Here is a 25,455-nt window from a genome sequence, read left to right on the forward strand (position 1 = left end):
TCTTTTGTCAACCCCTTTTCTGAAGTTTTTTCAAAAAAGTTTTTTGACTTCCGATTTTTTCGTGTTTTCTAATGTGCTGTCTTAAATCAGCTTATCTATTATATCATATTAGTTAAGCTATGTCAAGACTTTTCTTTGTGAATTCTTTATGAATTCATTTGAACTCTTTTGCGAAGTTCTTTTCAAGCTACTTCTCAGGTCTCTCCTGTTCTCCCGAACCTTTTTACCTTCGTTTCGCTTCTTTCTTTATCGCTCTCTCTCGAGGCGACTTGTTTATTTTATCACTTTTATGCCCTTTTGTCAACCCCTTTTTTTGCTTTCTGCTTTTTCTACACTTTATTTCCCTTTTCTTATCTCTTTTTGTCCATTTTGCTTCGCTCCTATGTTCTTTTCATACAAAAAGTGACAACTGAGCGTCGCTCAGCTGTCACTTTGGATTATTTATTATATTTTGACAAAAAAAATAAACTCACAGAACAGAAGCTCTGTGAGTTATTGGAGGCGCCACCCAGATTTGAACTGGGGATCAAGGTGTTGCAGACCTATGCCTTACCACTTGGCTATAGCGCCATATTGGAGCGGATTACGAGGCTCGAACTCGCTACCTCCACCTTGGCAAGGTGGCGCTCTACCAGATGAGCTAAATCCGCATTTAGTGGTATCTACAATATTATATGCAAGATACCGAAACCTGATACATAAAGAATGTATTGGCGACCGGAATGGGGCTCGAACCCACGACCTCTAGCGTGACAGGCTAGCGTTCTAACCAGCTGAACTACCCGGCCATATCAGCGGACTTTATAAGTCCGCTTGGTGGGAACAACAGGGCTCGAACCTGTGACCCTCTGCTTGTAAGGCAGATGCTCTCCCAGCTGAGCTATGCTCCCGTTAGCTGTCGTCTTGAGTTGTATCTCTCAGCGACGATATTTATTATACACTATCCAAAGCCATTTGTCAAGAGTTTTTTTGAAATTTCTCAAAAAAGTTTAAGTCCGTAAACGCTTTATTATCGGGCATTTGAATAGTGTACATAAAATATTCATTAAATATTATTCTTTTATTAACCCTAAAATCTCCTCAGGAGTAAAGTGATATTTCTTATCACAGAAGTGACACTCAACGTCAGTACCACCGTCTTTAGAAAGATCTTCAAGTTCTGCCCTGCCCAAAGATATAAGAACATTCTCTACTCTTTCCCTTGAACAATCGCAACGATAATTAACCTCAAAATCATCAAGAACGTTCGGTTCAAGACCCTCCAAGGCTTTCATTGCAATAGCTTCTGTGGTCATACCACCACATATAAGCTTTGTTACAGACTCCATTCCGTTTATATTCTTCTCTATCTGATCTATAGCTGACTCAGGTGCAAACGGCAAAAGCTGAATAAGAAATCCGCCTGCACAATTCACTGTCAGATCTGGATTTACAAGTACGCCAAGAGCGCAGACGCTTGGCACCTGCTCACTGACAGCAAGATAGTTAGTTATATCCTCTGCTATTTCGCCTGAAACAATAGGCACTTGTCCGCAATACGGCTCTTTAAGTCCCATGTCCTTGACCACACTAAGCGTACCATTAGAGCCTACAGCCCCTCTGACATCAAGCTTGCCTTTATCGTTAAGCGGCAGTTCCACCACTGGATTTTGTACATATGCCTTAACATTTCCCATGCTGTCAGAAACGCATATAAGCGCACCTGTAGGACCGTCACCGTCCATTTTTACAGTAATAGAATCATCTTTGCCTTTAAGTCCAAATCCCATGAGCGAAGTACCCATAGCAAGTCTGCCAAGTGCCGCCGTGACCACAGCGGAAGTTTTATGTATCTCCTCAATGCGTGAAACAATATCCTTTCCGTCGATAGCACTGCACACAACGGAAGCGTCTTTGCTTATAACTCTAACTATTCTACCCATAAGATCACCCTCTGTTTATTCTCCTGCACACATAAAGAACTCTCTGCGTTTTATCATTAACTGGAGAGTCCTCAAATCCGTCATACTTTCCTATAAGCTCAAAATCATTTGACTTTACAAGCTCGCTCAAAAACTCGTCCGTATATATCCTCTCTGTGAAATCCTCACTAAAACGACAATAAGAGCCGTCCTCCTGCTCCTCAAAGAAGTCAAGATATATGCTCACGCTGTCATCATCATTAAGCTCATTCTGCCATGCACAGAAAAGCCCATCAAGATCATAGCAGAATGCATTGTCTGCAAGGATCACTCGGTGCTTGTACACAGTATTTACATCAAATATGAAAAGTCCACCATCGCAGGTAAATTTTGATACACACTCAAAAGTCTTTCTGACAGCTTCCTCATTTTCAAGGTGATTTATGCTGTCAAGAACACAAACAACAGCATCAACTGCGCCATACAGATCAAGCTCAGTCATATCCTGCATAAGATACTGTATGTTCAGACCGCTTTCATAGCGCTTATCCATGGCTTCTTCCAGCATTTGATCCGACAGATCAACGCCTACCACATCATAATCAAGACGTGCAAGTGCTTCACTGAGCGAACCTGTGCCGCAGGCAAGATCCAAAACTACCTCATGCTCTGAACTGTATCGTTTTATAAGTTCATGACACCGTGCCGCAATTTTTCCGTAATCGACATTCTCTGTAAGCTTATCATAGTAACAGGCAAATCTGCCGTATCCGCTCATTACTTATCTTCCTTCTTATCCAATCTGTCAAAAACGATATTATATCCGCCTGAGCCGTCATAAGAAAGCGAGCGGTTTACACGACTTATAGTTGCCGTTGAAGCACCTGTTTCGTTTACTATATCGCTGTAAACATGATCCTTTGTAAGCATTTTTGCAACCTGAAAACGCTGCGAAAGTGCTTTCAGCTCAGGTATAGTGCAAAGATCTTTAAAAAACAACCTGCATTCCTCGACAGTTTCAAGACAAAGCACTGCTTCATAAAGATCGTCTAAATTTTTGATCTCAAGTTTCTCTTTCATGAAAAAAATCTCCTTTACGTTTCATGGTGTAAAGTGTTAAACCATAAATATATTTTAACACAAGTCATGAAAAATGTAAAGGAGAATTATGAATTTTTTATTTACTTACTCTTAATTTTTTCTTCTATTAGGCGTTAGAAAACCGCCGAATGACTTCGGCTCATCAGAAATATCCTCTTTATCATCGTAATATTCCTCTTCTTCGTCCTCTGTATCGCTTTCTAGTTTCTCTGGCGGCGTTATCTCAGCCCCCTCGGATATATCGTCTATTATTGCCCTCAGTTCATCTACGCCCTCTCCTGTGATCGCAGAGAACTCCACACAGGTGATGTCCTCAAAGCATGGTATCTCTGTCTTGAAAGCTTCCATACGTGCTTTTCTGGCGTTAGGCTTGAGCTTATCCGCCTTGGTGAACACGATTATAAATGGTATCTCAGCGTCAATAAGATAATTTATCATCATCAGATCGTCTTTGCTCGGTGGGTGACGCATATCCACAAGCTGAAAAACAAGAGCAAGCTGTCTGCTGCCGTCGTCAAGATAGCCGCCTATAAGACTGCCCCACTGCCTTTTCTCAGACTTTGATACGCTGGCATAGCCATATCCAGGCAGATCAACGATATAGATATTCTCCACAGAAAAGAAGTTTATTGTAACAGTTTTACCCGGCATAGAGCTTACTCTCGCCAAGTTTTTTCTGTTAAGAAGCTTGTTTATCAGCGACGACTTCCCCACATTCGACCTGCCGGAAAAGGCAAATTCAAGTCTGTCAGACTTAGGTATCTGCGAGAATTTTCCAAATGAAGTATAAAATTCTGCTTTGTTATAATTCATAGGCGCCCTTTCTATACCGTTAATTTTTTTCGCTCCGGCTCGTTCTTGCTTAGAAGTTCAAGCGGAACATTATTTTTGCTGTTTGGAACAAGTGCAATGTCAAGCACATCCTGAATAGTCTTTGCGAACACGAACTCGCAACAAAGCTTTACTGTATCGTCAACGTCATCAAGATCGCCCTTGTTAGCAAAAGGCACTATGATAGTCTTGACCCCCGCCTTGTATGCAGCCATAGTCTTTTCACGGAGACCGCCTATAGGCAGTACTTTGCCGCTAAGAGTTATCTCGCCTGTCATAGCAACGTCACTGCGTACTTTTATATTACCCAATGCAGAGATAATGCCCGTTATCATGGTAACACCTGCAGATGGACCGTCCTTAGGCACAGCACCCTCTGGAGCGTGTATATGCAAATCTTTTTTCTCGTAAAAGTCTTTATCGATGCCATATTTGTCAGCAACGCTTCTGCAATAGCTTACAGCAATCTTTGCAGACTCCTTCATAACGTCGCCAAGTGAGCCTGTAAGCTCTATTCTGCCCTTTCCGTCAAGTACAAGGACTTCCAAAGGCATGACAACTCCGCCCACTGACGTCCATGCCAGACCATTTACAGAGCCAACAGCATCTTTATCTGATACAACATCAGGGAGATATTTCTCATGACCAAGATATTTTTCAAGATTATCCGCCTTGAAAGTAACTTTCTTAACGCCGTCTTCAACTATCTCCTTAGCAGCCTTTCGGCAAAGCGAGCCTATCTGTCTTTCAAGATTTCTCACGCCAGCCTCTCTTGTGTAGCTGTCTATAAGCTTATAGATAGCATCATTGCAGATGCGTATCTGAGATGCTTTAAGACCGTTCTTACCTTCCTGCTTTTTAATAAGATGTTCCTTTGCAATATGGAACTTCTCCTCCCTAGTGTAGCTAGACAACTCTATGACCTCCATACGGTCGAGAAGAGGTGCTTGAACAGTATCGAGAGTATTTGCAGTTGTAATAAACAGCACATCACTTAGGTCAAACGGCACTTCAATATAGTGATCTCTGAAAGCATTATTCTGCTCGCTGTCAAGAACCTCAAGCATAGCAGACGATGGATCGCCTCTGAAATCATTGCTCATCTTGTCTATCTCATCAAGAAGAACAACAGGATTTTTACTTCCTGCAAGCTTCATGGCATTCATTATTCTTCCTGGCATTGCACCAACATACGTCTTTCTGTGACCTCTGATATCACTTTCGTCCTTAACACCGCCCAATGAGACCCTTACAAAGTTTCGATTAAGTGCTCTCGCGACAGACTTTGCCACTGAAGTTTTACCAACGCCTGGAGGACCAACAAGACAGAGGATCTGCCCTTTGACATCAGGAGTAAGCGCTCTTACAGCAAGATTTTCAAGTATTCTATCCTTGACCTTTGCCATGCCATAGTGATCCTTGTCAAGTATCTGCTTTGCCTTTTTAACATCTGTCCTATCCTTTGTGACAGCATTCCACGGCAATGCAAGCACTGTGTCGAGATAATTTCTCAGCACAACACCCTCCTGTGACATCATACCCATCTTGGAAAGCTTTCTGACCTCGCCCATAAGCTTATCACGAACTTCTTCGGACAATACAAGTGAATCTATCCTATGTGTGTAATCATCGATCTCATTTACATCTGAGCCGTCTTCATTTTCGCCCAACTCATTCTGTAACGCCTTGATCTGCTCACGAATATAGTATTCGCGCTGACTTTCTTCTATCTGAGAATGGACCTGACTATGTATCCTTCTTTCAAGAGATAAAACATTGGTCTCTCGTGAAAGCATAGTGATCATAAGAATTAGCTTATCTAAAACAGATGGGGCTTCAAGAAGCGACTGTCTGTCAGTAAAAGCTAATGGAATATTAAATGCCAAACTTTCAAAAAGTTGAACAGGCGTTTTAGAACCGAGTATCTGGGCATAAAGCTCTTCAGGCATTTTAGGAACCACCTTAACATACTCTTCAAACTCATCTAAGACCGAACGAAAAACAGCAAGTTGTTCGTCATCGTCAAGCCTATCCTTTGAATAATTTGGTACAAGTCTTACATCAGCTTCATAGCAATCATCATACTGATAAAACTCAGCAAGTCTCGCTTTACGCAGACCTTCTACATAGCATCTGTATATTCCATCAGGTGCTTTAACGATCTGTCTTACCTTTGCTACAGTACCCACCTTGAACATATCCTTTTTTTCAGGCATTTCAAGATAAACGTCTTTTTGCGCACAAAGAAAAACAAGTCGATCGCCGTCCATGGCATTTTTCATGCTCTTTATAGTTCTTGGTCTGCCAACATCAAAATGCATAGACATTCCAGGAAAAACTACCAGATCTCTCGTTGGAACACACGGCATAATATTATTTATTTTAACATCAGTTTTATCTTTCATAGTTGCTCCATTTCCTTACAGCTTTACAAATACTGTAATGCTTTGTTATACAGCTTTAGTATATAATATCACATTTATGATACATTTGCAAGCCCCACTCAGAAACTTCCCCTTAACAAAAAGAGGCACCTATAAAGGTACCTCAAAATAGAAAACACTATTAGTCAGCTACATATGGAAGAAGTGCCACATGACGTGCTCTCTTGATAGCTGTTGTAAGTTCTCTCTGATGATAAGCACAAGTGCCAGTTACACGTCTAGGGAGGATCTTAGCTCTCTCTGTCATGCACTTTCTAAGCTTTGCGATATCCTTATAGTCGATCTTTTCAGCTCTGTCTGCACAGAACATACAAACCTTCTTACGACCTCTCTTCATTGGTCTGCTTGTATTTCTTTCCTTTTCCATGGTAAATTTCCCTCCTTAGAGAAATATTTTTTCAAAACTCCTCTGCTTAGAACGGTACTCCGTCATCGGTCAATACTTCTTCAAAATCATCAAGGTCACCAATGGACAAAGCGTCATTTGATGGAGCATTGTTATAGTTATTCTGATTAGAATTGTTTGCAGGCTGTGAATATCCACCATTGTTCTGCTGGTAATTATTCTGCTGATAACCACCATTTCCGTAGTTATTGGAATAGTTACCTGCTCCCTGCTGTTTTGGTTCACCTGTGAAAGACACACTGTCAACATTGACCTCAGTTGTATAATGCTTTACACCATTCTTGTCATCATAAGAACCTGTTCTTATCTGACCTTCAAGAGCGATCATTCTGCCCTTTGAAAAGTATCTGTTGATAAATTCAGCTCTCTGCCCCCAAGCAGTGCAAGTAATAAAATCAGTCTGCTTTTCAGCACCCTGACGAACTGGTCTGTCAACTGCAACATTGAATCTCAAAACTGCATTTCCACTAGGAGTCTGTCTTACTTCAAGATCCTGAGTGATCCTACCCATTAAAATAACTCTGTTAAGCATAACTTTTCCCTCTTTCGCAGTTTTACTTGACCGTTACTAAGAAACGGATCACGCCGTCTGTGATACCAAGAATTCTCTCAAGCTCAGCTGGAAACTCAGGCGTAGATGTGAATGACCACAGTACATAAGTACCTTCTGTTTCATAATTGATAGCATAAGCCAGCTTACGCTTGCCCCAGTTACTAAGTGTAACGTCACTTGCGTTAGCCTCGATCAAGTCATTGAACTTAGCTGTGAGTGTGTTTACAGCCTCCTCGTCAAGCTTAGAGCTGAAAATTACCATAGCCTCATAAGACTCATTAATTTTTGCCATTGCATTTGCACCTCCTTTTGGATTTCGCCTGTGCCGCAATTTGCACAAGCAAGGATAACTCAATTATTATAACACAAGACCGATTATCTGTCAAGTGTCACTTGCGTTTTTTTATGAACTTTTTGTAAAATCATGCAAATATCTTTGTAACACCAAAAATGCCAAACACAACTATCGCAGAATAAACGGCAAAGCCAAGAATAACAGCCCCCCATGATGTACCGCCCTTTGCTACTATCTTTTCGGCTATCTCCTGCTCAGTGCCGTCCTCCGACCTTATCTCACGGATCTTTTTTTGTGCGAACTTATAATACATATAATTGCCGAAAAAGCCTGCCACAAACTGAAGTGCCATTGAAACATACCATGTAGCAGCGGAAATGCCCTGAAAAACCCTTCCGGTCACATCGATGCCGATATCAAGCGAGAAACCCATTGTTCCTGCACTAAGATATTCTATCGCAGTAGGAATATTGAGCAGTGCCGTAGCCACAAGCATGATAATACCCACAAGATTCATTTTTCTAAACAGAAAATACAGGTGTGGAAAAAGGAAAGCAGCAAAGTTTATGGAAATCTTTCCACCAAATTTACCAAAACGTATAAAGTTAGACAAAAATATGAGCGGATTTGTCTTTACAAATTTTGCATAGTCATCTAGTTTAATGCCTTCAAGATCTGAGTCCTTATCAAATACAACCTGTCTGCCAAACGGACCGTAAGGCTGTCCGTCAGGGCCGGTCTGCTGAGCGTTATTTTGCGTATCCATATCGTTAAATGGACGTTCCTCAGTGTCATTTTTCGTAAGCGGTGTTCCGCACTTTTCACAAAATAGCTTGTCAGGCGGATTTTCAAAACCGCAGCGTATACAGCGTATATTCTCACTTTCTACACTCTCCTGAGTTTGCTCCCAGCTCTGACCACTTTCATGCAAAGCGTCATTTATGCACTTTCCTTCTTTGAGATAACACTCACGATGATAAGGCGTGCCACACTCAGGACATACAACTATATCGTCACCATCTTTGAATACTTCTCCGCAGGAAAAGCATTTTTTTCCTGTATAATTAGCCATATCAGGTTTCCTTTCTTGCTGAAACAGGCTTCTTAAAGCCTTTAAATAACATTATAGCACAACTTTCAGGAAAATGCTATAGTTTTTTTATATTTTTCCTTTACTTTTCACAAAAAAAGTTTTATAATATATAATGATATAAAATAAGGAGAAAAAGATATGGTATTTTTAGAAAACTTAAAGTCAGAGCTTGAAGCTCTTAGACCTATCATCAGCGAGCTGCATGACGTATACGATATTGAACGTTCTCAGGAAAGGATCGCGGAGCTTCACGAAAAAGCCGCAGAGCCTAATTTTTGGGACGACATGGAAAAATCGCAGAAGGTTTTGCAGGAAACAAGAAATCTTGAGGGTAAACTGGAAAAATACAATAAATTCAAGTCGTCATTTGAGGATATCGAAGTGCTTATTGAAATGGCAGCCGATGAGGGTGACGAGGACATGATCGACGAAATACAGTCTGAGCTTAAAACTCTAAAAGAGGGTCTTGACGCCGCACAGCTTGACACTCTGCTCACAGGCGAGTATGATCACAACAACGCTATCATCAACTTTCATGCAGGAGCAGGCGGAACTGAGGCGCAGGATTGGAGCGAAATGCTTTTCAGGATGTATCACAAATGGTGTGAAAGCCACGGCTTCAAAATGACTACTCTTGATTATCTCGAGGGTTCAGAGGCTGGCATGAAGAGTGCCTCCGTTATCGTGGAGGGTGAAAACGCTTATGGCTATCTTAAAAGCGAAGCAGGAATACACAGACTTGTGCGTATCTCACCTTTCGACAGCTCAGGAAGCAGACACACGTCATTCTCAGCGGTGGACGTTATGCCTGAAATAGACGATACAATCGAAGTAGATATCCGTCCTGAGGACATTAAAATGGACGTTTATCGTGCAAGCGGTGCAGGCGGACAGCACATCAACAAAACCTCATCAGCCGTAAGACTTACCCACATACCAACAGGCATCGTTACATCATGCCAGACACAGCGTTCACAGTTCCAGAACAGGGATTATGCAATGAAAATGCTCAAAGCAGAGCTTATCAAAATAAAAGAGCGTGAACATCTAGAGAAGATAGAGGATATCAAGGGTGTTCAGAAAGAAATCGCATGGGGCGCTCAGATACGTTCCTATGTTTTCATGCCATACACTCTTGTAAAAGATCACAGAACGGGTTTTGAAAACAGCAATGTAAACGCTGTTATGGACGGCGACCTTGACGGTTTCATAAACGCTTATCTCAAAGCGCTTTCACTTGGCGAGATCGAAAAATAATTAGCATAAACAAAGGACAGTTCAAACGAGCTGTCCTTATGTTTTTTATGAGATTGTTTTGCCTTTTTTTCTGCTCTCCTTGGTCTTGACAGGAGTTTCTTCCGCTGCTCTATCCTCAAAGAGCTGTTCGTCAGGGTCTGCATCCTTATATGCAAACTCAGGATTGCTTTCACCACGCTGATCGTAGTAAGGCTGGATAACGTGTTTTCTGATAACAGGATAACAATTGAAGCAAGTCACGAAGCATATGAACGAAAGAGGCCAAAATGGCAATATGAACAGAGAATACGGCAGGAAAAGATACATCATAACAATAACGATAAGCGATACCAGAAGTGACCAAAGAGACTGCTTTATGCCAAGACTCACAAGATAAAACGAGTTCTTTATTATCTGCTTCATGTTAAGGTTAGTGGAGCTTATCATAAGATAGATGTAAAAGTGCATCATGAAGAATACGATAAGACAGCTTATGCAGATAACAAACGGAATATATATCATGGAGTTCTGCTCTGCCCAATATTTATACATTGGGATCCCGACCATAAATCCTATAGCGAAGATGATGTCTATGGCACCCATGATAGTGCCCTGCTTGAAATTCTTCTTGAAAGAATCCCAGAAATCATGTAGCAAAAACGCATTTCTTTCCTGAGAATAATTTCGGCAAACCTTTGTCATTGCAGCCGTTGCAGGTCCTACCAATACTGACGGTATCGCCAGTAAGAGCCATATTGGATTTGATGTCATAAGCATAAGTATAACCATAAGCGTCAGCGGTATGCAGAAAACGAAATACAGCAAATTAAGCTCCATAAGCTTCCACATATGCCTGCCATAGACTTCAAAAAACTTAAAAATACCCTTTTTCTCCTGAGGTGCTTTAAGCACACCTCTGCCAGGGGTATTGTAATTACCAAATAAAGACATTACACTGCTCCTTAAAATTAATAGTCCCCGAAATTGCCCCGAATTTTATTTCATTCTTTGTATACTGTATACTAAATTCGTCCTGCAAAAATAATCGTCAGCAGACATTCAAGCGCAGCCGCAACAGCCGCCGCCGCTTCAAGCACAAGAAACTTAACAGCATAAAACCGCACCGTCTGTCGCAGACCGCTATGCTGTCCTTCAGAAAAAACAATGCACAGCAGGATATTTGACATAGCAACAGCTTCCCTTGCGGCTATCATAAGTACCGCCGCTGTTATGACCGCAGGAAGAAGTACAAACATCGCTGAAAGTAATGCACCATGTCCGCCGTAAATGCTGTAAAGCTGAGACATTGCAACACCCCAGCCCATGCCACGCAACAGCAATACTGCAACAGCTAAAGGCTGTCCAAATGAAGAAAAACCTGACAAAAACACAACCGCTAAAAAAACAGTCGAACTGAAAAAAGACCTCACAAGTATTTCTTCAAGATCACCTGACGACCTCACGTCAACGAAGCTGTTTGAAAACACCGACAGCATTGAAAGCTCGTCGCTGCCCATAAAGCAAAAAGTAACAGCACCCAAAAGCGCACCAATCAGGATAGCTCCTGCAAAAAATGCAAGAACTCCGCTTTTGTATATGCCTGTCCCGCTGTTCATTATACATCACTCCTTTGAGTAATGTATATGCCACGATGCAGAAAAAATAACTATTTTGAAAGCTCGTAAGCTCTCTTAGTGCAAGCCTTACAGCAGTCCTCAACAGCCTTTGGCAGACCGCCCTCACGGAGCTTTTCAAGACCAGCGATAGTTGTGCCACCCTTTGATGATACCATTTCAATAAGCTCGTCAAGTGACTTGCCACTGTCAGTTATCATTTTAGCAGAGCCGATAAGCGACTTTGCAAAAAGATCTCTTGCAACTGTTTCATCAATATCAACGCTCTTTGCATACTCTACGAATGCCTGAGCATACAGATAGATAAAAGCAGGAGATGAGCCGTTTATTGCAATTATCTCTTTCATTTTATCCTTTGATATGACGGCATACATACCACATGAGCCAAAGATATTACAAACAAGCTCAAACTCCTCATCTGTTACGCTGTCAGAGCGCGAAAGAGCAGTTGCGCCCTCCCCAAGAAGAAGAGGCGTGTTTGGCATAACAAGGACTACCTTTGCGCCAGTCACAGTTTTTGAAGCGATATAATCATCTGTAATGCCTGCGCAGATAGAAACTATGACCGTATCTTTCGTTACCGCAGGAGCTATCTCATCAAGCACCTCGTCAATTTGCTGAGGCTTAATTGCAAGAAAAACATATTCTGACTTTTCAACTACCTCTGCACAGCCTGAACATTTTACTGTTCCAAGCTCGTCAAGTCTATCAAGTATCGGAGCATATTTATCAAAAGCGTAAAGCTGAATATCCTTACCCATTTTACTGCCTGCAATGCCTTTCATGATAGCATAGCCCATATTTCCTGCACCGATAAAACCAACATTTATCATACACTCAAGACCTTTCTGAATAAAAGGCAGAAGCCTGCCCTAAAAATAACTTAATTTTAATTATACACTAAATCTCAACGGATTTCAAGTGTTTCACCTAAATTTCACATTATCACCCCATTTTTATTGTATATTTTCACGCAAAAAGCAGCGACATTTCTGCCGCTGCTTTAAATCATGTATTTGTCGCTTTATGTCCAAACTGTGTTCTTACTTTTTCATAAGCAAACTTCACAGCAGGCAGGAATATCATGAGCAAGATCAGATCCACAGGGAGCTGGATAAGATTTTTCGCTATTCTCGGTGTGCAGTATGTGAGAAAACCACTCATTCCTTCTTTGTTGAGGTTTGTGATGCCAAAAGTCTTGTTTACATAAAGTGTATACAGGAAATAAGAATTAAGTCCTATATTACAGAAAAGTATAACACTTCCTCTTGCAATTGCGATCCTTATGTAGCTTTGAAGCTTTTTGTTGTTAAAATCGCACTTATACAACAGACAGCCGTAGATGATACCTGAAATAATAACTACCATTGCAAGCTGTGGGCTGTAGGCTCTCGGGGATTTGTTCTGCACTATGTATCCCAGAAAGTCAAGGACAAATGTAGACATTCCGCATACCACAGGTCCGTAAAGCATACCTATAGTACAGGTCGCAAGAAATGTGAAACCGATCCTCAAGTCAGGCGTTACCTCAATGGAAAATGATCTGATAGCAAACGCCAATGCTATCAATATTCCAGTTGTTGTCAATGTTCTAAGATCTTTCAGTGACTTGAAAGAGTCATAGAACATTCTTCCGAAGCTCTTCATAAATTTACCTCCTTATTCTGCGAGCTTATCGCTTTGTGCATAACGGAGCATAAAAACAGCTCTGCACACTACCCATGCGGGATGTGCAGAGCCGCTATAAAAAGCTTCAATTACACATTCAGCGGGATGCGAAAACTGAACCGCAAAGGTTCTGCCTTTTTCGTTCCGACGGCAACTCCCCGTCCGACGGACACTTAACGCTCAGTTTTCTACTCTGTAATATGTCAAAGTCTTAAAGACTCAGACCTCGTAAAAAATTAGAATGCAGTTTCATTGAGGATCTTGTAAAGTTCATCCTCGAAAGGCTTCTTCATTGAAAGCGCTTCCTGAATATCTACATCATATATCTTGTTGTCCTTCATACCAACAACTCTGTTGCCAATGCCCTGTTCAAGCAGTTCAACAGCGTGATAACCCATTTCAGTTGCAACAACTCTATCTCTTACTGTAGGAGAGCCGCCTCTCTGAACGTGGCCGAGAATAGTAGCTCTTGACTCGATACCAGTAAGATCCTGAAGAGTTCTTGTGATATACTCTGTCTTGCCAACGCCCTCAGCAACCACGATGATGAAATGTGTCTTGCCTGACTTCTTTGTTTGCTCCATTTTCTGAGCGATAGCATTGAGGTCATAAGGCTTCTCAGGTGTGATAACAGCCTCAGCGCCTACAGCAGCAGCAACGTTGATAGCAATGTAACCAGCGTTTCTGCCCATTACCTCAACTACTGAACATCTGTCATGTGACTGTGCTGTATCTCTGATCTTATCGATCATTTCCATAGCTGTGTTCATAGCTGTGTCATAACCGATAGTATATTCTGTGCATGAAATATCGTTGTCTATAGTACCAGGCAGACCGATACATGGGATACCCTGTGCTGAAAGGTCAGCCGCACCTCTGAATGAACCGTCACCACCGATAACTACGATACCGTCAAGACCCATTTCAAGGCACTTATCTCTGCCCTTCTTTACGCCCTCGATATCTCTGAATTCAGGACATCTTGCTGTGTAAAGGCAAGTACCGCCTCTCTGGATTATGCCTGAAACAGTTCTTGCATTCATCTCAATAACTTCACCGTTAAGAAGGCCGTTATATCCCCTGAGGATACCTACGACTTCCATACCCTTTGCAAGACCAGCTCTGCATACTGCTCTGACAGCAGCGTTCATTCCCGGAGCATCTCCTCCGCTGGTAAGTACACCAATTTTCTTAGCCATGTAAAATACCTCCAAACCAGGAAACAACTTATCCTGTTACTTTCCTAATAATCTATAATGAGCATAGCACAAAGCCCCTGAATTGTCAAGGGCTTTGTTTATTTTTTAACATTTTATTAAACGTTTTCGTTATTCAGCAGGCACAACAGCCGGAGCTGGTGTTGTTTCAGAAGAGCTGCCTGTGTTCGTATCAGGCTTAGGCTCTGTTGTCTTTGTTGTAGTGGTCGTAGTAGTCACAAGACCAGCGGAAACTGTAACTGTAAGCACGTCGCCATTTTTAACATTCACAGTGTTTCCAACATTAACGCTTGTCGCCATAACATATCCTGCAGAAACAGAGCTTGAGAAATCGGTAACGACCTTATACTTGATATTATAAGAATCAAGCAGCTCAAGGTAAGCCTTCTTTGACAGGCCAGAGAAATCAGGGACAGGAACATTTTCAGGGCCTGCACATACTTTAAGAACAAGCTCATTTTTCAAAGACGGATCAAAATCAGTACCCTCTGGTATGCTCTGCTCTTTAACAACGTCCTTATCGTCAACATCAGAATAATAATATTCAGCCTTGATAGTAAAATCCTCACCAAGCTGTTTTACAACAGTATTGTATTCCAGACCCACAACGTTAGGCATTATAGCGCCATAGCCATATTCTGACTGACTTTCAGTATCAGTCACCTTAGGCGTAGCAACTGTGGTGCTGTAAACGAATACCTCGCTGTCAACTCCATCTGCATCATCAGAAGAAATGACCTTATCCTCAGACGAATCATTATTGCTGTCCGACGGACCTGAAAACAACTCATATAGCAGAAAAACTGAAAGCAAAAGCACTATCACAAGCACCGTCCAGCCTATTATCGTAGCCGTTTTATTCTTAGGCTTTTCTTCCTCACGAGTCTGCTGTGGCACTTGCCTTGACTGCGTTCTTTGTCTTGGAACATGCTGTATAGGAATAGTCTGAGTTGAACCCTTAGGGTGTTCCATATGCGTTGTATGCTGCTCAAAAAGTGCAGTAACAAGCTCTGAAACTGTCTGTATTCTTTCTTCGCCACGAACTCTCATAGCTCTTGAAAGAACTCGTGAGATATGCTGTGGTATTCTCGGATTGACTCTGCAAGCTTCGACCATCGTATCATTCTTAGTACGGGTATAAGCGTCAAGGGGCATACAGCCTGTTAGTATTCTATAAAGAACTGCTGCAAGCGCATAAACGTCGGTCCATGTGCCCTGCCATTCTAACGAAGAATATTGCTCAGGGGCGGTATATCCTGAATAGAATTCAGGAGAAAGCCCTGTATTAGATGTTCTTATAGAACTTATGCAAAAGCCTGTAAGTTTAAGCTCACAATCAGTTGTAACAATAATATTTTCAGGAGATATTCCCCTGTGTATGATACCTGCATTATGTATAATGCTCAATGTTGTAAACAATGGCACAAAAAGCTTTTTGACCTGTTCCCATGTGAGAAAGCCTGTATTTGACTGTAAAAATTTCTTTAGCGTCACGCCCTCCACATATTCGAGTATGACGTAGGTCGTATTATTCTCGCAAAACATATCCTTTGCCGTGGCGATATGCTGAAGATTTCTCATGCGTGAAAGAACTTTGTTCACGTCCGCAAACTCAGACATAAATGTCTTATACTTAGCCAGACAATCCGGATTCACCACAAGCCGCTGGCTTTCGCTATCTCTTTCGCAAAGAGTGTCAGGCATATACTCTCTTGCCACACACTTGCATTTGCCAACCATATCGTAGCAAATGTAAGACGCACCCTCACCATTATATGAAAGCATTTTTCCAACTATATATCTGTTGTCAAGCACTGTTCTCGGTGCAAGATAAGCCTGTAAATGCGGGATATCGTCGGTATAGTTACAATAATGACAGCGACCGTCAGAACCAAGTTCGTTCATACAGCCCATACATAATTTAGTACTAGGATCCATACCGAACCTCCTTTTTACGTTATTCATCAATTTATATTAGCAACAAACCGAGCATAAGTCAAGTTTTTTTGTGAAATTGTAGAATTTACGCAACAATTTGTATTTCTTTTGTAACATTATGACCCTTTTACAGATACTCAGGATAAATAAGCGTAGAAGAATAATACAGATACTTATTATCCGTATCGAACGTTACATTAAGCACCACAGGCTGATCATCGCCTGCGTCATTCTCATACCAATAGCGATATATATAATTTTTAGTGTCTTTTGACCATACGATGCCGTAATATTCAAGGTCTATGGCATCTGACAAGCTACTCCACTTTGCTCCTTGTTCAAACTTATCAAGGTCGATAGCTTTACTCTTTTTTTCACCGTTTGCATTGTTTTTAAGCACCTTGAAATTTGAATATTTTACAGTTTGTATACGTTCTTCATCATCAACAGTAACAAGCGCTGCCCATTCAGGATAATTTATGCCATCAACATTAACACTGTCATCAGACTCAATGATATAATCAAAATTCAGTGCATTGTTCACTCCCTGAAAAGCTGATTCGTCCTTAAAGTGCATATCAAGCTTTTTCTGAGCCTTTGCAACATCTACGCCGATATATTCAGAAATACTCTCAGCGGTGTTTTCACCCTTTCCGCTTATAATATTCACAACGATAAGGACGACAAGCACCACAAGAAGCACTACCGCCACCGTTATAAGAATAAGCTTGAGCTTGCTTTCAGACAATTTATGTTTTTTCTCACCCACTATTTCCACATTTAGCGGTTTATTCTGCTTTTTGAAACGCTTCATGATAGATGTATTTTTGTCTGGTCTTAATCTTGTGTCACAGTTAGGACAGAAAATGTCATCATCGTCAACTGACTTGTGGCATTTAGGACACTCCATAAAAACAACTCCCTTTTGCAACATCCGTGCATTTGCACACTTTTTCAAAACAAGTATACCATAATCTCTGTAAAAAGTCAACAAACGAAAAACAGCGGACAGAAGTCTATCCGCTGTAAAAAACGTATATCAGAAGTGCATCTGGTCAGGGTCTTCGATATCCTTTGCAAAACAGCCTGCAACAGGTATCGTTTTGCTGCGATATTTTGAAAGGCCTGCTGCTGTCTCACCGTCAACGATAAATGCCTTATCAACAACTGCATTCTTCGCTTTAAGTGTCATGACCTGAACACCTATAGTATCTCTCGTGGACTTAGGCATAAGAAGTGCAGTATCAAATATCATTGCTCTGCCGTTAGTTGTTCGAAGCATTATCTCAGCGTTATCCAGCACAAAGAACATTCCCACAAGCTTAGCCTTTGCAGAATAAGCATTGGCAAGCTTCTTTCTGTTGGTCTTTGTTTCATAGGCATTGAGCGGCACTTTTGCCACCTTTCCGTTTTCAAAACAGAATATCATATAGCCCGAATAATCTACAGTATTCACCATGGACACAACGCCCTCACCGTCATCAAAACCAAGCTTTGCAGGAATATAGTCGCCAAGAGAGCTTGCCTTTGTGTCGGCAAACTGCGATACCTTGGTCTTATACACAGCCGCCTTGTCAGAGAAGAACAGAAGCTCCGTTTTGTTGGTGCTTTCCATTTCCTGAAGCGGACCGTCGCCCTCTTTATACTTCTGCTCGCTTGCCATTCTCAGTGATTGCGGAGTACATTTCTTGAAATAACCGCTTTGAGATAGGAAAAACTTGCAGGCATAGTCAGGGATATCGTCCTCTATGTCTATCTCCTCGATATCAGTCTTATAATAGAACTGAGTTTTTCTTGGCTGACCATACTTCTTTGAAACTTCCTTTAATTCGGAAATGATGATATTCTTTATTTTTCTGTCGCTTCCAAGAATATCTTCAAGCTCTGCAATAGCTTTTTCAAGATCCTCAGTTTCGGCAGTTCTTTTGAGGATATACTCACGGTTAAGGTGTCTGAGCTTTATTTCAGCCACATAATCAGCCTGTATCTCGTCAATGCCGAAGCCAACCATAAGGTTAGGAACGACCTCTGTTTCTTCTTCCGTTTCTCTGATTATCTTTATAGCCTTGTCTATATCAAGAAGTATCTTTCCAAGACCTTTCAGAAGGTGGAGCTTGTCTTTCTTCTTTGCAAGGTCAAAGCTTGTTCTGCGTCGAACGCAATCCATTCTGAACGCTACCCATTCTTTAATTATATCATAAACGCCCATTATTCTTGGATAGCCGTGAACAAGTATATAGAAATTGCATGAATACGAGTCCTGAAGCGGCGTCAGCTTATAAAGCTTTTGCATAAGCTTGTCAGGGTCTACGCCCTTTTTGATATCTATACCTATTTTCAGACCGTTGATGTCCGTTTCATCACGGATATATGATACCTCTCTTATCTTGCCTGCCTTAACGAGAGCAATTATCTTCTCGATTATTGCTTCAACTGTGGTAGTGGCAGGTATCTCAACGATCTCAAGACACCTTGACTCCTTGTCATACTGATATTTTGCTCTCAGCTTTACAGAGCCTTTTCCTGTGCGGTATATCTTATCAAGCTCCTCCTCATCATAGAGAAGTGAAGCACCGCCCGGAAAGTCAGGTCCCTTCAGCGTTTCAAGAGCGTTGAAATCAGGATTTTTCATAAGTCCGATAGTTGTTTCACAAACCTCGCTGAGATTGAACGGACAAACTGATGAAGCCATAGAAACACCGATACCAACATTTGCATTAACAAGTATTGACGGGTAAGTAGCAGGAAGCAAGGTCGGCTCTGTGGTCGTGTTGTCATAGTTAGGGACAAAATCCACGGTATCCTTATCTATATCTCCGAAAAGCTCCTGACAGATAGGCATGAGCTTTGCCTCAGTGTATCGAGAGGCAGCATACGCCATATCTCTTGAATATGCCTTACCGAAGTTACCCTTGCTCATTACATATGGGTGCAAAAGCGCTTCATTGCCCTGTGAAAGTCTTACCATGGTTTCATATATAGCACCGTCGCCGTGAGGATTGAGCCTCATGGTCGCACCAACGATATTGGCAGACTTTGTGAGCTTTCCGTTTAAAAGTCCCATTTTATACATGGTATAAAGCAGTTTTCTGTGTGAGGGCTTAAAGCCGTCTATCTCAGGGAACGCTCTTGATACCAAAACGCTCATGGCATATGGCATATAGTTCTTTTCAAGAGACATTGTTATCTTTTCATCTGCAACAAGTCCTGCACCCTCGATATATGCGTTGTTATTTGGTTTAGCAGTCTTTTTAGGCTCTGCCTTTTTTCTTGCCATAAAATCTATCCTTTCATAAAGTTCGTAAGGTCGGTGCACTTTTTGCCTGTATACTGCATAGCGATCCTGCTTTCGGGATCGGCGTCAAACATATACAGCACCGCAATAAAAATAAATTCAAGTGGTTTCATAAGGATATAGACCACATCAGCACGCAATTTCGTCGATATATGCTGTGAAATGGGATATCCGTGTTTATCGTAAAAGCTTCTCACACATTTGTGAAAACGTGGAAGCTTATCCTGTATAAGCTCTTCAAATGCGTTTGCAACACAAAGCTGTCTGTTCACAACTATCTTATCCCCACGCCGCAGACCCATTCGCTGAGGTTTGACAAGCTTAGCGTGTCCCCCTGCCGCAACTGTGCAAAGATAATGCCCTTGGGAGTAATCAGGCGGCGGAGGTATCTGCTGAGAAAACGTCCAATCGGCTGTTTCCGTGAAAGCCTTTACTATGCTGTCAGGGCGCTGTCCAAATAAAACAAGTATCAAAAGCATCACCGCAAGGAGCGGTATCATTGCCACAAAGCTGATAAGATACCAACAAAGGCTTTTTGTGAGAAGCTTATTAAGCCAACCCATAAAGCCGCTTTTCTCCGCCGAATTACTGAGATATCCCGTCTGCGCCTTTATTTCACGGCGAATGAGCCTTACGGACATAAGCATATAATTCATTGGAAAAACCAACATCATCACCGTGAAAAAGTTATCCATATTCTTCAAAAGCTGTATCACCAGCAGTATATCAAGCACATTGCCCATATACACCCCTGCAATGAGCATAGCCGCAAACAACGGCGGTTTTCTCTTTGTTATAACACTCAACAGTACAATGCACACCATTGCTATAAAAAACAGGAAGAAAAAACCAAACCTATACTCCCCTGCTATGGGTGTATGAAATTCCCCATGAACAGTTAGAGGAACATCATATTCAACACCAAGACCTAACCAGTCAAGGTCAAAAAAAGACAGCAGCGAACCGATTACCACCGTCAGCACATCAAACAGCGGTCTGTCCAATTCTTTAGGTGCATTCTCAAAAAGCCTTATAACATTTATTACTGTGAAAAACAATGGAAGTCCAACACATATCACAAGCGCAGACGACCATATAAAAATTGCGTCCATAATGCTCTCCCCTCAAACAGCTTATGAAATATCCGCCATGTCAAGATAATCAACACCATTATTGGTGATGAAATCTTTTCTTCCCTGCAGATCGTCACCCAAGAGCATATCGAACATCCATTGTGTCTGCTCGATATCGTCAGGCTCTATCTTTATAAGACGTCTTGTGGCAGGGTCCATTGTCGTAAGGCTCATCATCTCCGCCTCGTTCTCGCCAAGACCTTTTGAACGCTGGATATCAAACTTTTTATTGCCTATCATTTTGAGTATCTTTGTCTTTTCGTTCTCGTCATACGCAAAGTAAGTCTTGTCGGAAGTCGTTATCTCAAAGAGCGGTGACTCCGCAATATAAACATATCCTTTTTCAATAAGGGTCGGCACGAGCCTGTAAAGCATTGTGAGTATAAGCGTTCTGATATGGAAGCCGTCAACATCGGCATCGGTACAAATAACTATTTTGTTCCAACGGAGATTGTCAAGATTGAACATAGATATCTCCTTGTTCTTGCCCGTCTTGACCTCAACTCCGCAGCCTATGACTTTTATAAGATCTGTGATTATCTCGTTCTTGAAAATCTTATCATAGTCAGCTTTCAAACAGTTGAGTATCTTTCCTCTCACAGGGATAACAGCCTGAAACTCTGCATTTCTTGCCATTTTTACAGAACCGAGCGCCGAATCGCCCTCCACTATATACAGCTCACGCTGTGAAAGATCTTTAGAACGGCAGTCAACGAATTTCTGCACCTGATTTGAAAGGTCGATAGAGCCTGCAAGTTTTTTCTTCAGGTCTATTCTTGACTTCTCAGCCTTTTCACGGCTTCTCTTGTTTACAAGAACCTGCTCTGCTATCTTCACCGCTTCGTCAGGATTTTCAATAAAGTATATCTCGAGATTGTGCTTCAAGAACTCTGTCATGCACTCCTTGATAAACTTGTTCGTGATGGCTTTCTTTGTCTGATTGGCATATGAAGTCTGTGTAGAAAACGAACTTGAAACAAGCACCAAGCAATCCTCGATATCCTGAAAAGTAATAGGCTTCTCGTTTTTCAGATACTTATTGTTGCTTTTGAGATAAGCATTTATCTGAGATGTGAAAGCACTCTTCACAGCGTCCTCCGGTGAGCCACCATGTTCCAGAAAGCTTGAATTGTGATAATATTCAAGACATTTTACCTGATTAGAGAAAGTGAACGCCACAGAAAGCTTTACCTTGTAATCGTCCTTGTCCTCACGGTCACGACCCTTGCGGTCGCCTGTGAAAAACTGCACCGAGGTCAGAGGCTTTTCACCCGCTATCTCTGCAACATAATCAGCGATACCATTCTCATAATAGAACGTCTTTTCTTCAAAAGAATTGTTCTCACGCTGTATACGCAGGATAAATGTGATATTAGGGTTTACTACAGCCTGCTTTTTCAGAACGTCCTCAAAATATTCGTTCTCAATTTTTATATCAGTGAAAACTTCAAGGTCAGGTCGCCAATGTGTCTTTGTACCTGTCTTTTTCTGCTTTGTTTCTTCCTTTTTAAGACCGCCAACGTTTCTTCCCTTTTCAAAGTGCAGGTCATACTTATATCCGTCACGAAAAACCTCGACGTCCATAAACTCAGATGAATACTGCGTCGCACAAGCACCTAGTCCGTTAAGACCCAAAGAATATTCATAGTTATCTCCGCCGTTATTATTATACTTGCCACCTGCATAAAGCTCGCAGTAAACAAGCTCCCAGTTATATTTTTTCTCACGCTGGTTATAGTCAACAGGACAACCACGTCCGAAGTCTTCCACCTCGATAGAATCGTCATTGTACTTTGTAACGATTATCTTATCGCCATGACCGTCACGAGCCTCGTCTATAGAGTTTGAAAGAATTTCAAAAACAGAATGTTTACAGCCCTCAAGTCCGTCAGAGCCGAATATTACCGCAGGACGCTTTCTTACTCTGTCCTCCCCCTTAAGGGATACTATATCTTCATTTGTATATTCCTTTTTATTTGCCATTTCTCATTTCCTTTCTTACGGATCTGAAGAATTTTTTACATGCAAATTATATTATAACACAAAGTCAACGATTTTGTAAATACATTAATTAAACATTTTTCAGAGCAAAGCCGAACATTTGTTTTGTTACTAATAAACAAAAACATAGGCTATTGATTATTTGAAAAAAATATTATATAATATAGGTAGCTTAAAAAAATCGGAGGAAAAAATGGATATTACGATAAATGCACCGCAGACCGAAAGCAACTCAAACTCTGCCAAAGCAATGTCCCTTAACAATGGGCTGATATGGTTTATATGCTTTGTTCCGCTTATCGGCTTGTTTCTTGAAAACTATGCAAACTCTGCCACCGCAGGAGCGTTCCTGTGGATACTTGTTCCGATGTTCATGATAGGCTGTTCCATTGCAGATTGCAAACAGCTTATAAAGCATGGCATTGATGCTGCACACCTTTTCAAATGGGTATGGCTAACGCCTTTTTATGTTTATAAGCGTGAAAAGCTTTGCGGCAGAGAGCTTTATAAAGCAATAATGTGTGGATTTTTCATTATAGCTGCACTGTTCATGAATGGTTTTACGCAGAGCATAAAAATAGACAACGACTATATGCTCGTATCTGCACAGAACAGTTATGTACAGAGTCTTGACAACTTTTCGGGAAATTCATCAAATATAATCGGTGAGTGCATAGCTTCTTATCTGGGTGAGGACGCAAAGTGGGATTGCACAAAGAACGGTCACAACTACACAGTAACAGTAAAAGGCAAACATGGCTCTGATAACTACACCATTTCCTTTTTAATAGTATATGACGGCTTCACCTACAGAAAATTCACCATTTCAGACGTGATAAAAAATAAAGTATCACTCCGTGACGATGAATTTAGTGCTGTATGCAAAGAGATATTCACAGAAGATAAAAGCGACACCGACAGTAGCAATGAAGAAAGTTCAAATTCACAAATAGAATAATTTCATGAGCGGACTTTGTTCCGCTCTTTTTATTGTCAGTGTACATAAATGTGTACTAGCAGATATGGCACGATTTGTGTATATGCACAAAGGTGATAAATTTGTCACTTTTTTATTGACTTTGCAAGGTAAAAGTGATATTATTGTCACATAAGGTGATAAATAAATCACCTTGTATATGCAGCTGTTTAAATCACAAATGAAAGAAGATGTAGAAATGAATGACAAAACGGAGATAAAAACAGACAAAATATCATACAAAAAGTATTACAGACAGATGGGTATTTTGGGCACGCTGGGTGGAGCGATGTGGATATTCTATTGGGTTATGGAAAAGGTGCTGCCTGCGATAAAGAAAGGGCACACACTTACCAATGTGATAAACCTTATCGTATCTTTGGGAACGCTTGCGCTGATCGCCGTATGCATAACAAAGATGATATCCACGGTCGGCAAAAGAGATACAAATGACGAGCTTACTCAGCAGACAACAGCAAAGGTCAATCAGACTTTTATAACGTTCCTGTTCACGATTGCCTGCCTGTTTATTTCAGTTATGACTTTGTTTTCCGATATTTTAGGAAGATTTAAGGTCACACTAAATGAATATGTTATAACGGGCTTGATATGGTTTTGCTATGCGGTGTACAATTTTATAGGGCTGTATTTTGAAAGTAAGTTCGATGATGACGAGAACTAGGGGGATAAAAATGAAAGCGAAAAAAGAAAAGAAAAAGATAACTCTGAGAGAATATCACAAAAAGCGTATGGTAACAGGAATTGCAATACTTGTCACAGAGATATTTGAAAACACGGTGGAGCATTACAAGCTTGATAATACAACTTGGGCGACGGTGATATTCGTTGTGTTGGCTGCCATGACGGCTTTATTTGCAGTAATATGGCTGTATGCAAGCTGTCAGAAAGTTGACAAAGAGGACGAAATGGCAAAAGAAAATATGCTCAAGGCACATCAAAGTATCACAAAAATGTTCTTGATAATATTAGCAGTGGCGATCTTTATATCAATGTTCTGGGACGGAAGTATAACCATAAAGATAAACAGCGACAGACTGTATCAGGTATGGTTTATATTTTGGTTCAGTTATATGACCCTTGAAAGCGGATTTTTCCTCCACCATGAGGGCAAACTCAGCACCGATGAGGAGGACGAGTAATGCCGGAGCTAAAAACGAAACTCAAGGAATACCGTGCCAAGCTTGACATGAAGCAGGGTGACCTTGCCGAAAAAGTGGGCGTCAGACGTGAAACTATCATACGTCTTGAAAAAGGACAATACAATCCGTCCCTAAAGCTTGCAATGGATATTGCAAAGGTATTTGGTGTATCTGTAGAGGATATCTTCTCTTTTGATGATGAATAAAGCTGAAAATACAGTAAAGCAGACGGTTTGCAGGATTTCGGTGCAGAAGAAAAGCATATACTGAAAATGCAAATACAGACATATAAGCACATATTCTAACGTGAAAAGATAAATATTGAATATACGCTGCTTATACTATGATTATCTTTAGTTTACGCCATATTACTGTGTATATTAGTGTAAAAGGCAAAAGTGAAATGAATTGTGAGAAATCGAGAGAAATGGAGCAAAACGAAGAGAATTAAAGAGAATGAGGGATATAAATTAAAAATTCGACGTTTTGACTATTGACAATCGTGAAAAGCTGTTGTATAATAGACAACGTTGTGAGTTCACAGGGCGAAAAACGCGGCTGTGAACAGACTTT

At 41.1% G+C, this 25,455-nt stretch carries 24 protein-coding genes, 4 tRNA genes and 1 riboswitch; of the genes, 5 read left to right on the forward strand and 23 right to left on the reverse strand.

The genetic code is table 11. The features are described from left to right. Nucleotides 1-496 precede the first annotated feature (496 nt). The 13 genes from KQH97_RS01640 to KQH97_RS01700 form a co-directional block, all read right to left on the reverse strand. Nucleotides 497-570, reverse strand: a tRNA-Cys gene (locus KQH97_RS01640). Between the two features lie 4 nt (nt 571-574). Then, nucleotides 575-650: transfer RNA gene (locus KQH97_RS01645), tRNA-Gly, on the reverse strand. A 61-nt stretch (nt 651-711) separates the two neighbouring features. Then, nucleotides 712-788, reverse strand: a tRNA-Asp gene (locus KQH97_RS01650). A 26-nt stretch (nt 789-814) separates the two neighbouring features. Beyond that, nucleotides 815-890: transfer RNA gene (locus KQH97_RS01655), tRNA-Val, on the reverse strand. 162 nt (nt 891-1,052) lie between these two features. Next, nucleotides 1,053-1,922 carry an Hsp33 family molecular chaperone HslO gene (gene hslO / locus KQH97_RS01660; protein WP_195387668.1) on the reverse strand — a complete coding sequence of 290 codons (870 nt, stop codon included), beginning with the start codon at nt 1,920-1,922 and terminating at the stop codon, nt 1,053-1,055. A 4-nt stretch (nt 1,923-1,926) separates the two neighbouring features. Further along, a complete protein-coding gene (locus KQH97_RS01665; RefSeq protein WP_117904242.1) occupies nt 1,927-2,679 on the reverse strand; it encodes a class I SAM-dependent methyltransferase in 753 nt (250 codons plus the stop codon). After that, nucleotides 2,679-2,981, reverse strand: a complete 303-nt coding sequence (locus KQH97_RS01670) for a YerC/YecD family TrpR-related protein (RefSeq protein ID WP_041337345.1) — start codon at nt 2,979-2,981, stop codon at nt 2,679-2,681. The genes KQH97_RS01665 and KQH97_RS01670 overlap by 1 nt, the downstream gene beginning before the upstream one ends. Nucleotides 2,982-3,092: 111 nt before the next feature. Further along, nucleotides 3,093-3,815 carry a ribosome biogenesis GTP-binding protein YihA/YsxC gene (gene yihA, locus KQH97_RS01675; RefSeq protein WP_041337343.1) on the reverse strand — a complete coding sequence of 241 codons (723 nt, stop codon included), beginning with the start codon at nt 3,813-3,815 and terminating at the stop codon, nt 3,093-3,095. Nucleotides 3,816-3,826: 11 nt separating this feature from the next. After that, complete coding sequence (gene lon, locus KQH97_RS01680; protein WP_216552337.1) at nt 3,827-6,238, reverse strand: endopeptidase La; 2,412 nt, start codon at nt 6,236-6,238, stop codon at nt 3,827-3,829. Between the two features lie 160 nt (nt 6,239-6,398). Then, nucleotides 6,399-6,644, reverse strand: coding sequence for a 30S ribosomal protein S18 (gene rpsR, locus KQH97_RS01685; protein ID WP_022287519.1), 246 nt, complete (start codon nt 6,642-6,644; stop codon nt 6,399-6,401). Between the two features lie 46 nt (nt 6,645-6,690). After that, nucleotides 6,691-7,215 (reverse strand): single-stranded DNA-binding protein, encoded by a 525-nt coding sequence (locus tag KQH97_RS01690; RefSeq protein ID WP_117877763.1) that lies wholly within the window; start codon nt 7,213-7,215, stop codon nt 6,691-6,693. A gap of 22 nt (nt 7,216-7,237) precedes the next feature. Next, nucleotides 7,238-7,528, reverse strand: a complete 291-nt coding sequence (gene rpsF, locus KQH97_RS01695) for a 30S ribosomal protein S6 (protein WP_022287517.1) — start codon at nt 7,526-7,528, stop codon at nt 7,238-7,240. Nucleotides 7,529-7,658: 130 nt separating this feature from the next. Further along, on the reverse strand, nt 7,659-8,603 hold the full coding sequence (locus KQH97_RS01700) for an RING finger protein (protein WP_022287516.1): 945 nt from the start codon (nt 8,601-8,603) through the stop codon (nt 7,659-7,661). A gap of 159 nt (nt 8,604-8,762) precedes the next feature. Between KQH97_RS01700 and prfB the strand changes: the two genes are divergently transcribed. Next, nucleotides 8,763-9,881, forward strand: a complete 1,119-nt coding sequence (gene prfB, locus KQH97_RS01705) for a peptide chain release factor 2 (RefSeq protein WP_117898073.1) — start codon at nt 8,763-8,765, stop codon at nt 9,879-9,881. A 45-nt stretch (nt 9,882-9,926) separates the two neighbouring features. On the opposite strand, the gene KQH97_RS01710 is transcribed toward prfB, so the two are convergent. The 10 genes from KQH97_RS01710 to KQH97_RS01755 form a co-directional block, all read right to left on the reverse strand. After that, entirely contained in the window at nt 9,927-10,811 is an 885-nt protein-coding gene (locus KQH97_RS01710) for a YesL family protein (RefSeq protein WP_216552339.1), read from the reverse strand. A 71-nt stretch (nt 10,812-10,882) separates the two neighbouring features. Then, nucleotides 10,883-11,476: a stage II sporulation protein M gene (locus tag KQH97_RS01715; RefSeq protein WP_216552341.1), complete on the reverse strand. Its 594-nt coding sequence runs from the start codon at nt 11,474-11,476 to the stop codon at nt 10,883-10,885. A gap of 50 nt (nt 11,477-11,526) precedes the next feature. Continuing rightward, a complete protein-coding gene (gene proC, locus KQH97_RS01720) occupies nt 11,527-12,327 on the reverse strand; it encodes a pyrroline-5-carboxylate reductase (protein WP_216552342.1) in 801 nt (266 codons plus the stop codon). 175 nt (nt 12,328-12,502) lie between these two features. Then, entirely contained in the window at nt 12,503-13,141 is a 639-nt protein-coding gene (locus tag KQH97_RS01725) for a folate family ECF transporter S component (RefSeq protein ID WP_216552343.1), read from the reverse strand. Between the two features lie 117 nt (nt 13,142-13,258). After that, a riboswitch (THF riboswitch) is annotated at nt 13,259-13,360 on the reverse strand. Nucleotides 13,361-13,398: 38 nt separating this feature from the next. Beyond that, nucleotides 13,399-14,361: a 6-phosphofructokinase gene (gene pfkA, locus KQH97_RS01730; protein ID WP_117939498.1), complete on the reverse strand. Its 963-nt coding sequence runs from the start codon at nt 14,359-14,361 to the stop codon at nt 13,399-13,401. Between the two features lie 129 nt (nt 14,362-14,490). Next, nucleotides 14,491-16,317 carry a PASTA domain-containing protein gene (locus tag KQH97_RS01735; protein ID WP_216552344.1) on the reverse strand — a complete coding sequence of 609 codons (1,827 nt, stop codon included), beginning with the start codon at nt 16,315-16,317 and terminating at the stop codon, nt 14,491-14,493. A gap of 127 nt (nt 16,318-16,444) precedes the next feature. After that, the gene (locus KQH97_RS01740; protein ID WP_216552345.1) at nt 16,445-17,227 is read right to left on the reverse strand and encodes a zinc ribbon domain-containing protein; all 783 of its coding nucleotides are present in this window, start codon (nt 17,225-17,227) and stop codon (nt 16,445-16,447) included. 129 nt (nt 17,228-17,356) lie between these two features. Beyond that, nucleotides 17,357-19,594, reverse strand: coding sequence for a DNA topoisomerase (ATP-hydrolyzing) subunit A (locus tag KQH97_RS01745; RefSeq protein ID WP_216552346.1), 2,238 nt, complete (start codon nt 19,592-19,594; stop codon nt 17,357-17,359). Between the two features lie 5 nt (nt 19,595-19,599). Then, nucleotides 19,600-20,724, reverse strand: a complete 1,125-nt coding sequence (locus tag KQH97_RS01750) for a DUF6688 family protein (protein ID WP_216552347.1) — start codon at nt 20,722-20,724, stop codon at nt 19,600-19,602. Between the two features lie 21 nt (nt 20,725-20,745). After that, nucleotides 20,746-22,728 carry a type IIA DNA topoisomerase subunit B gene (locus KQH97_RS01755; RefSeq protein ID WP_022287505.1) on the reverse strand — a complete coding sequence of 661 codons (1,983 nt, stop codon included), beginning with the start codon at nt 22,726-22,728 and terminating at the stop codon, nt 20,746-20,748. Between the two features lie 211 nt (nt 22,729-22,939). On the opposite strand from KQH97_RS01755, the gene KQH97_RS01760 reads away from it, so the two are divergent. The 4 genes from KQH97_RS01760 to KQH97_RS01775 all read left to right on the forward strand — a co-directional run bounded on the left by KQH97_RS01760 (nt 22,940) and on the right by KQH97_RS01775 (nt 25,088). Continuing rightward, entirely contained in the window at nt 22,940-23,704 is a 765-nt protein-coding gene (locus KQH97_RS01760; RefSeq protein WP_216552348.1) for a hypothetical protein, read from the forward strand. Nucleotides 23,705-23,921: 217 nt separating this feature from the next. Next, a complete protein-coding gene (locus KQH97_RS01765; protein ID WP_216552349.1) occupies nt 23,922-24,404 on the forward strand; it encodes a hypothetical protein in 483 nt (160 codons plus the stop codon). 10 nt (nt 24,405-24,414) lie between these two features. Next, entirely contained in the window at nt 24,415-24,882 is a 468-nt protein-coding gene (locus KQH97_RS01770; RefSeq protein WP_117877750.1) for a hypothetical protein, read from the forward strand. After that, the gene (locus KQH97_RS01775) at nt 24,882-25,088 is read left to right on the forward strand and encodes a helix-turn-helix transcriptional regulator (RefSeq protein ID WP_117877749.1); all 207 of its coding nucleotides are present in this window, start codon (nt 24,882-24,884) and stop codon (nt 25,086-25,088) included. Before KQH97_RS01770 ends, KQH97_RS01775 begins: the two co-directional genes overlap by 1 nt. Nucleotides 25,089-25,455: the final 367 nt, after the last annotated feature.

This window comes from Ruminococcus sp. MSJ-25 (assembly GCF_018917825.1).
Taxonomy (GTDB): domain Bacteria; phylum Bacillota; class Clostridia; order Oscillospirales; family Ruminococcaceae; genus Hominimerdicola; species Hominimerdicola aceti.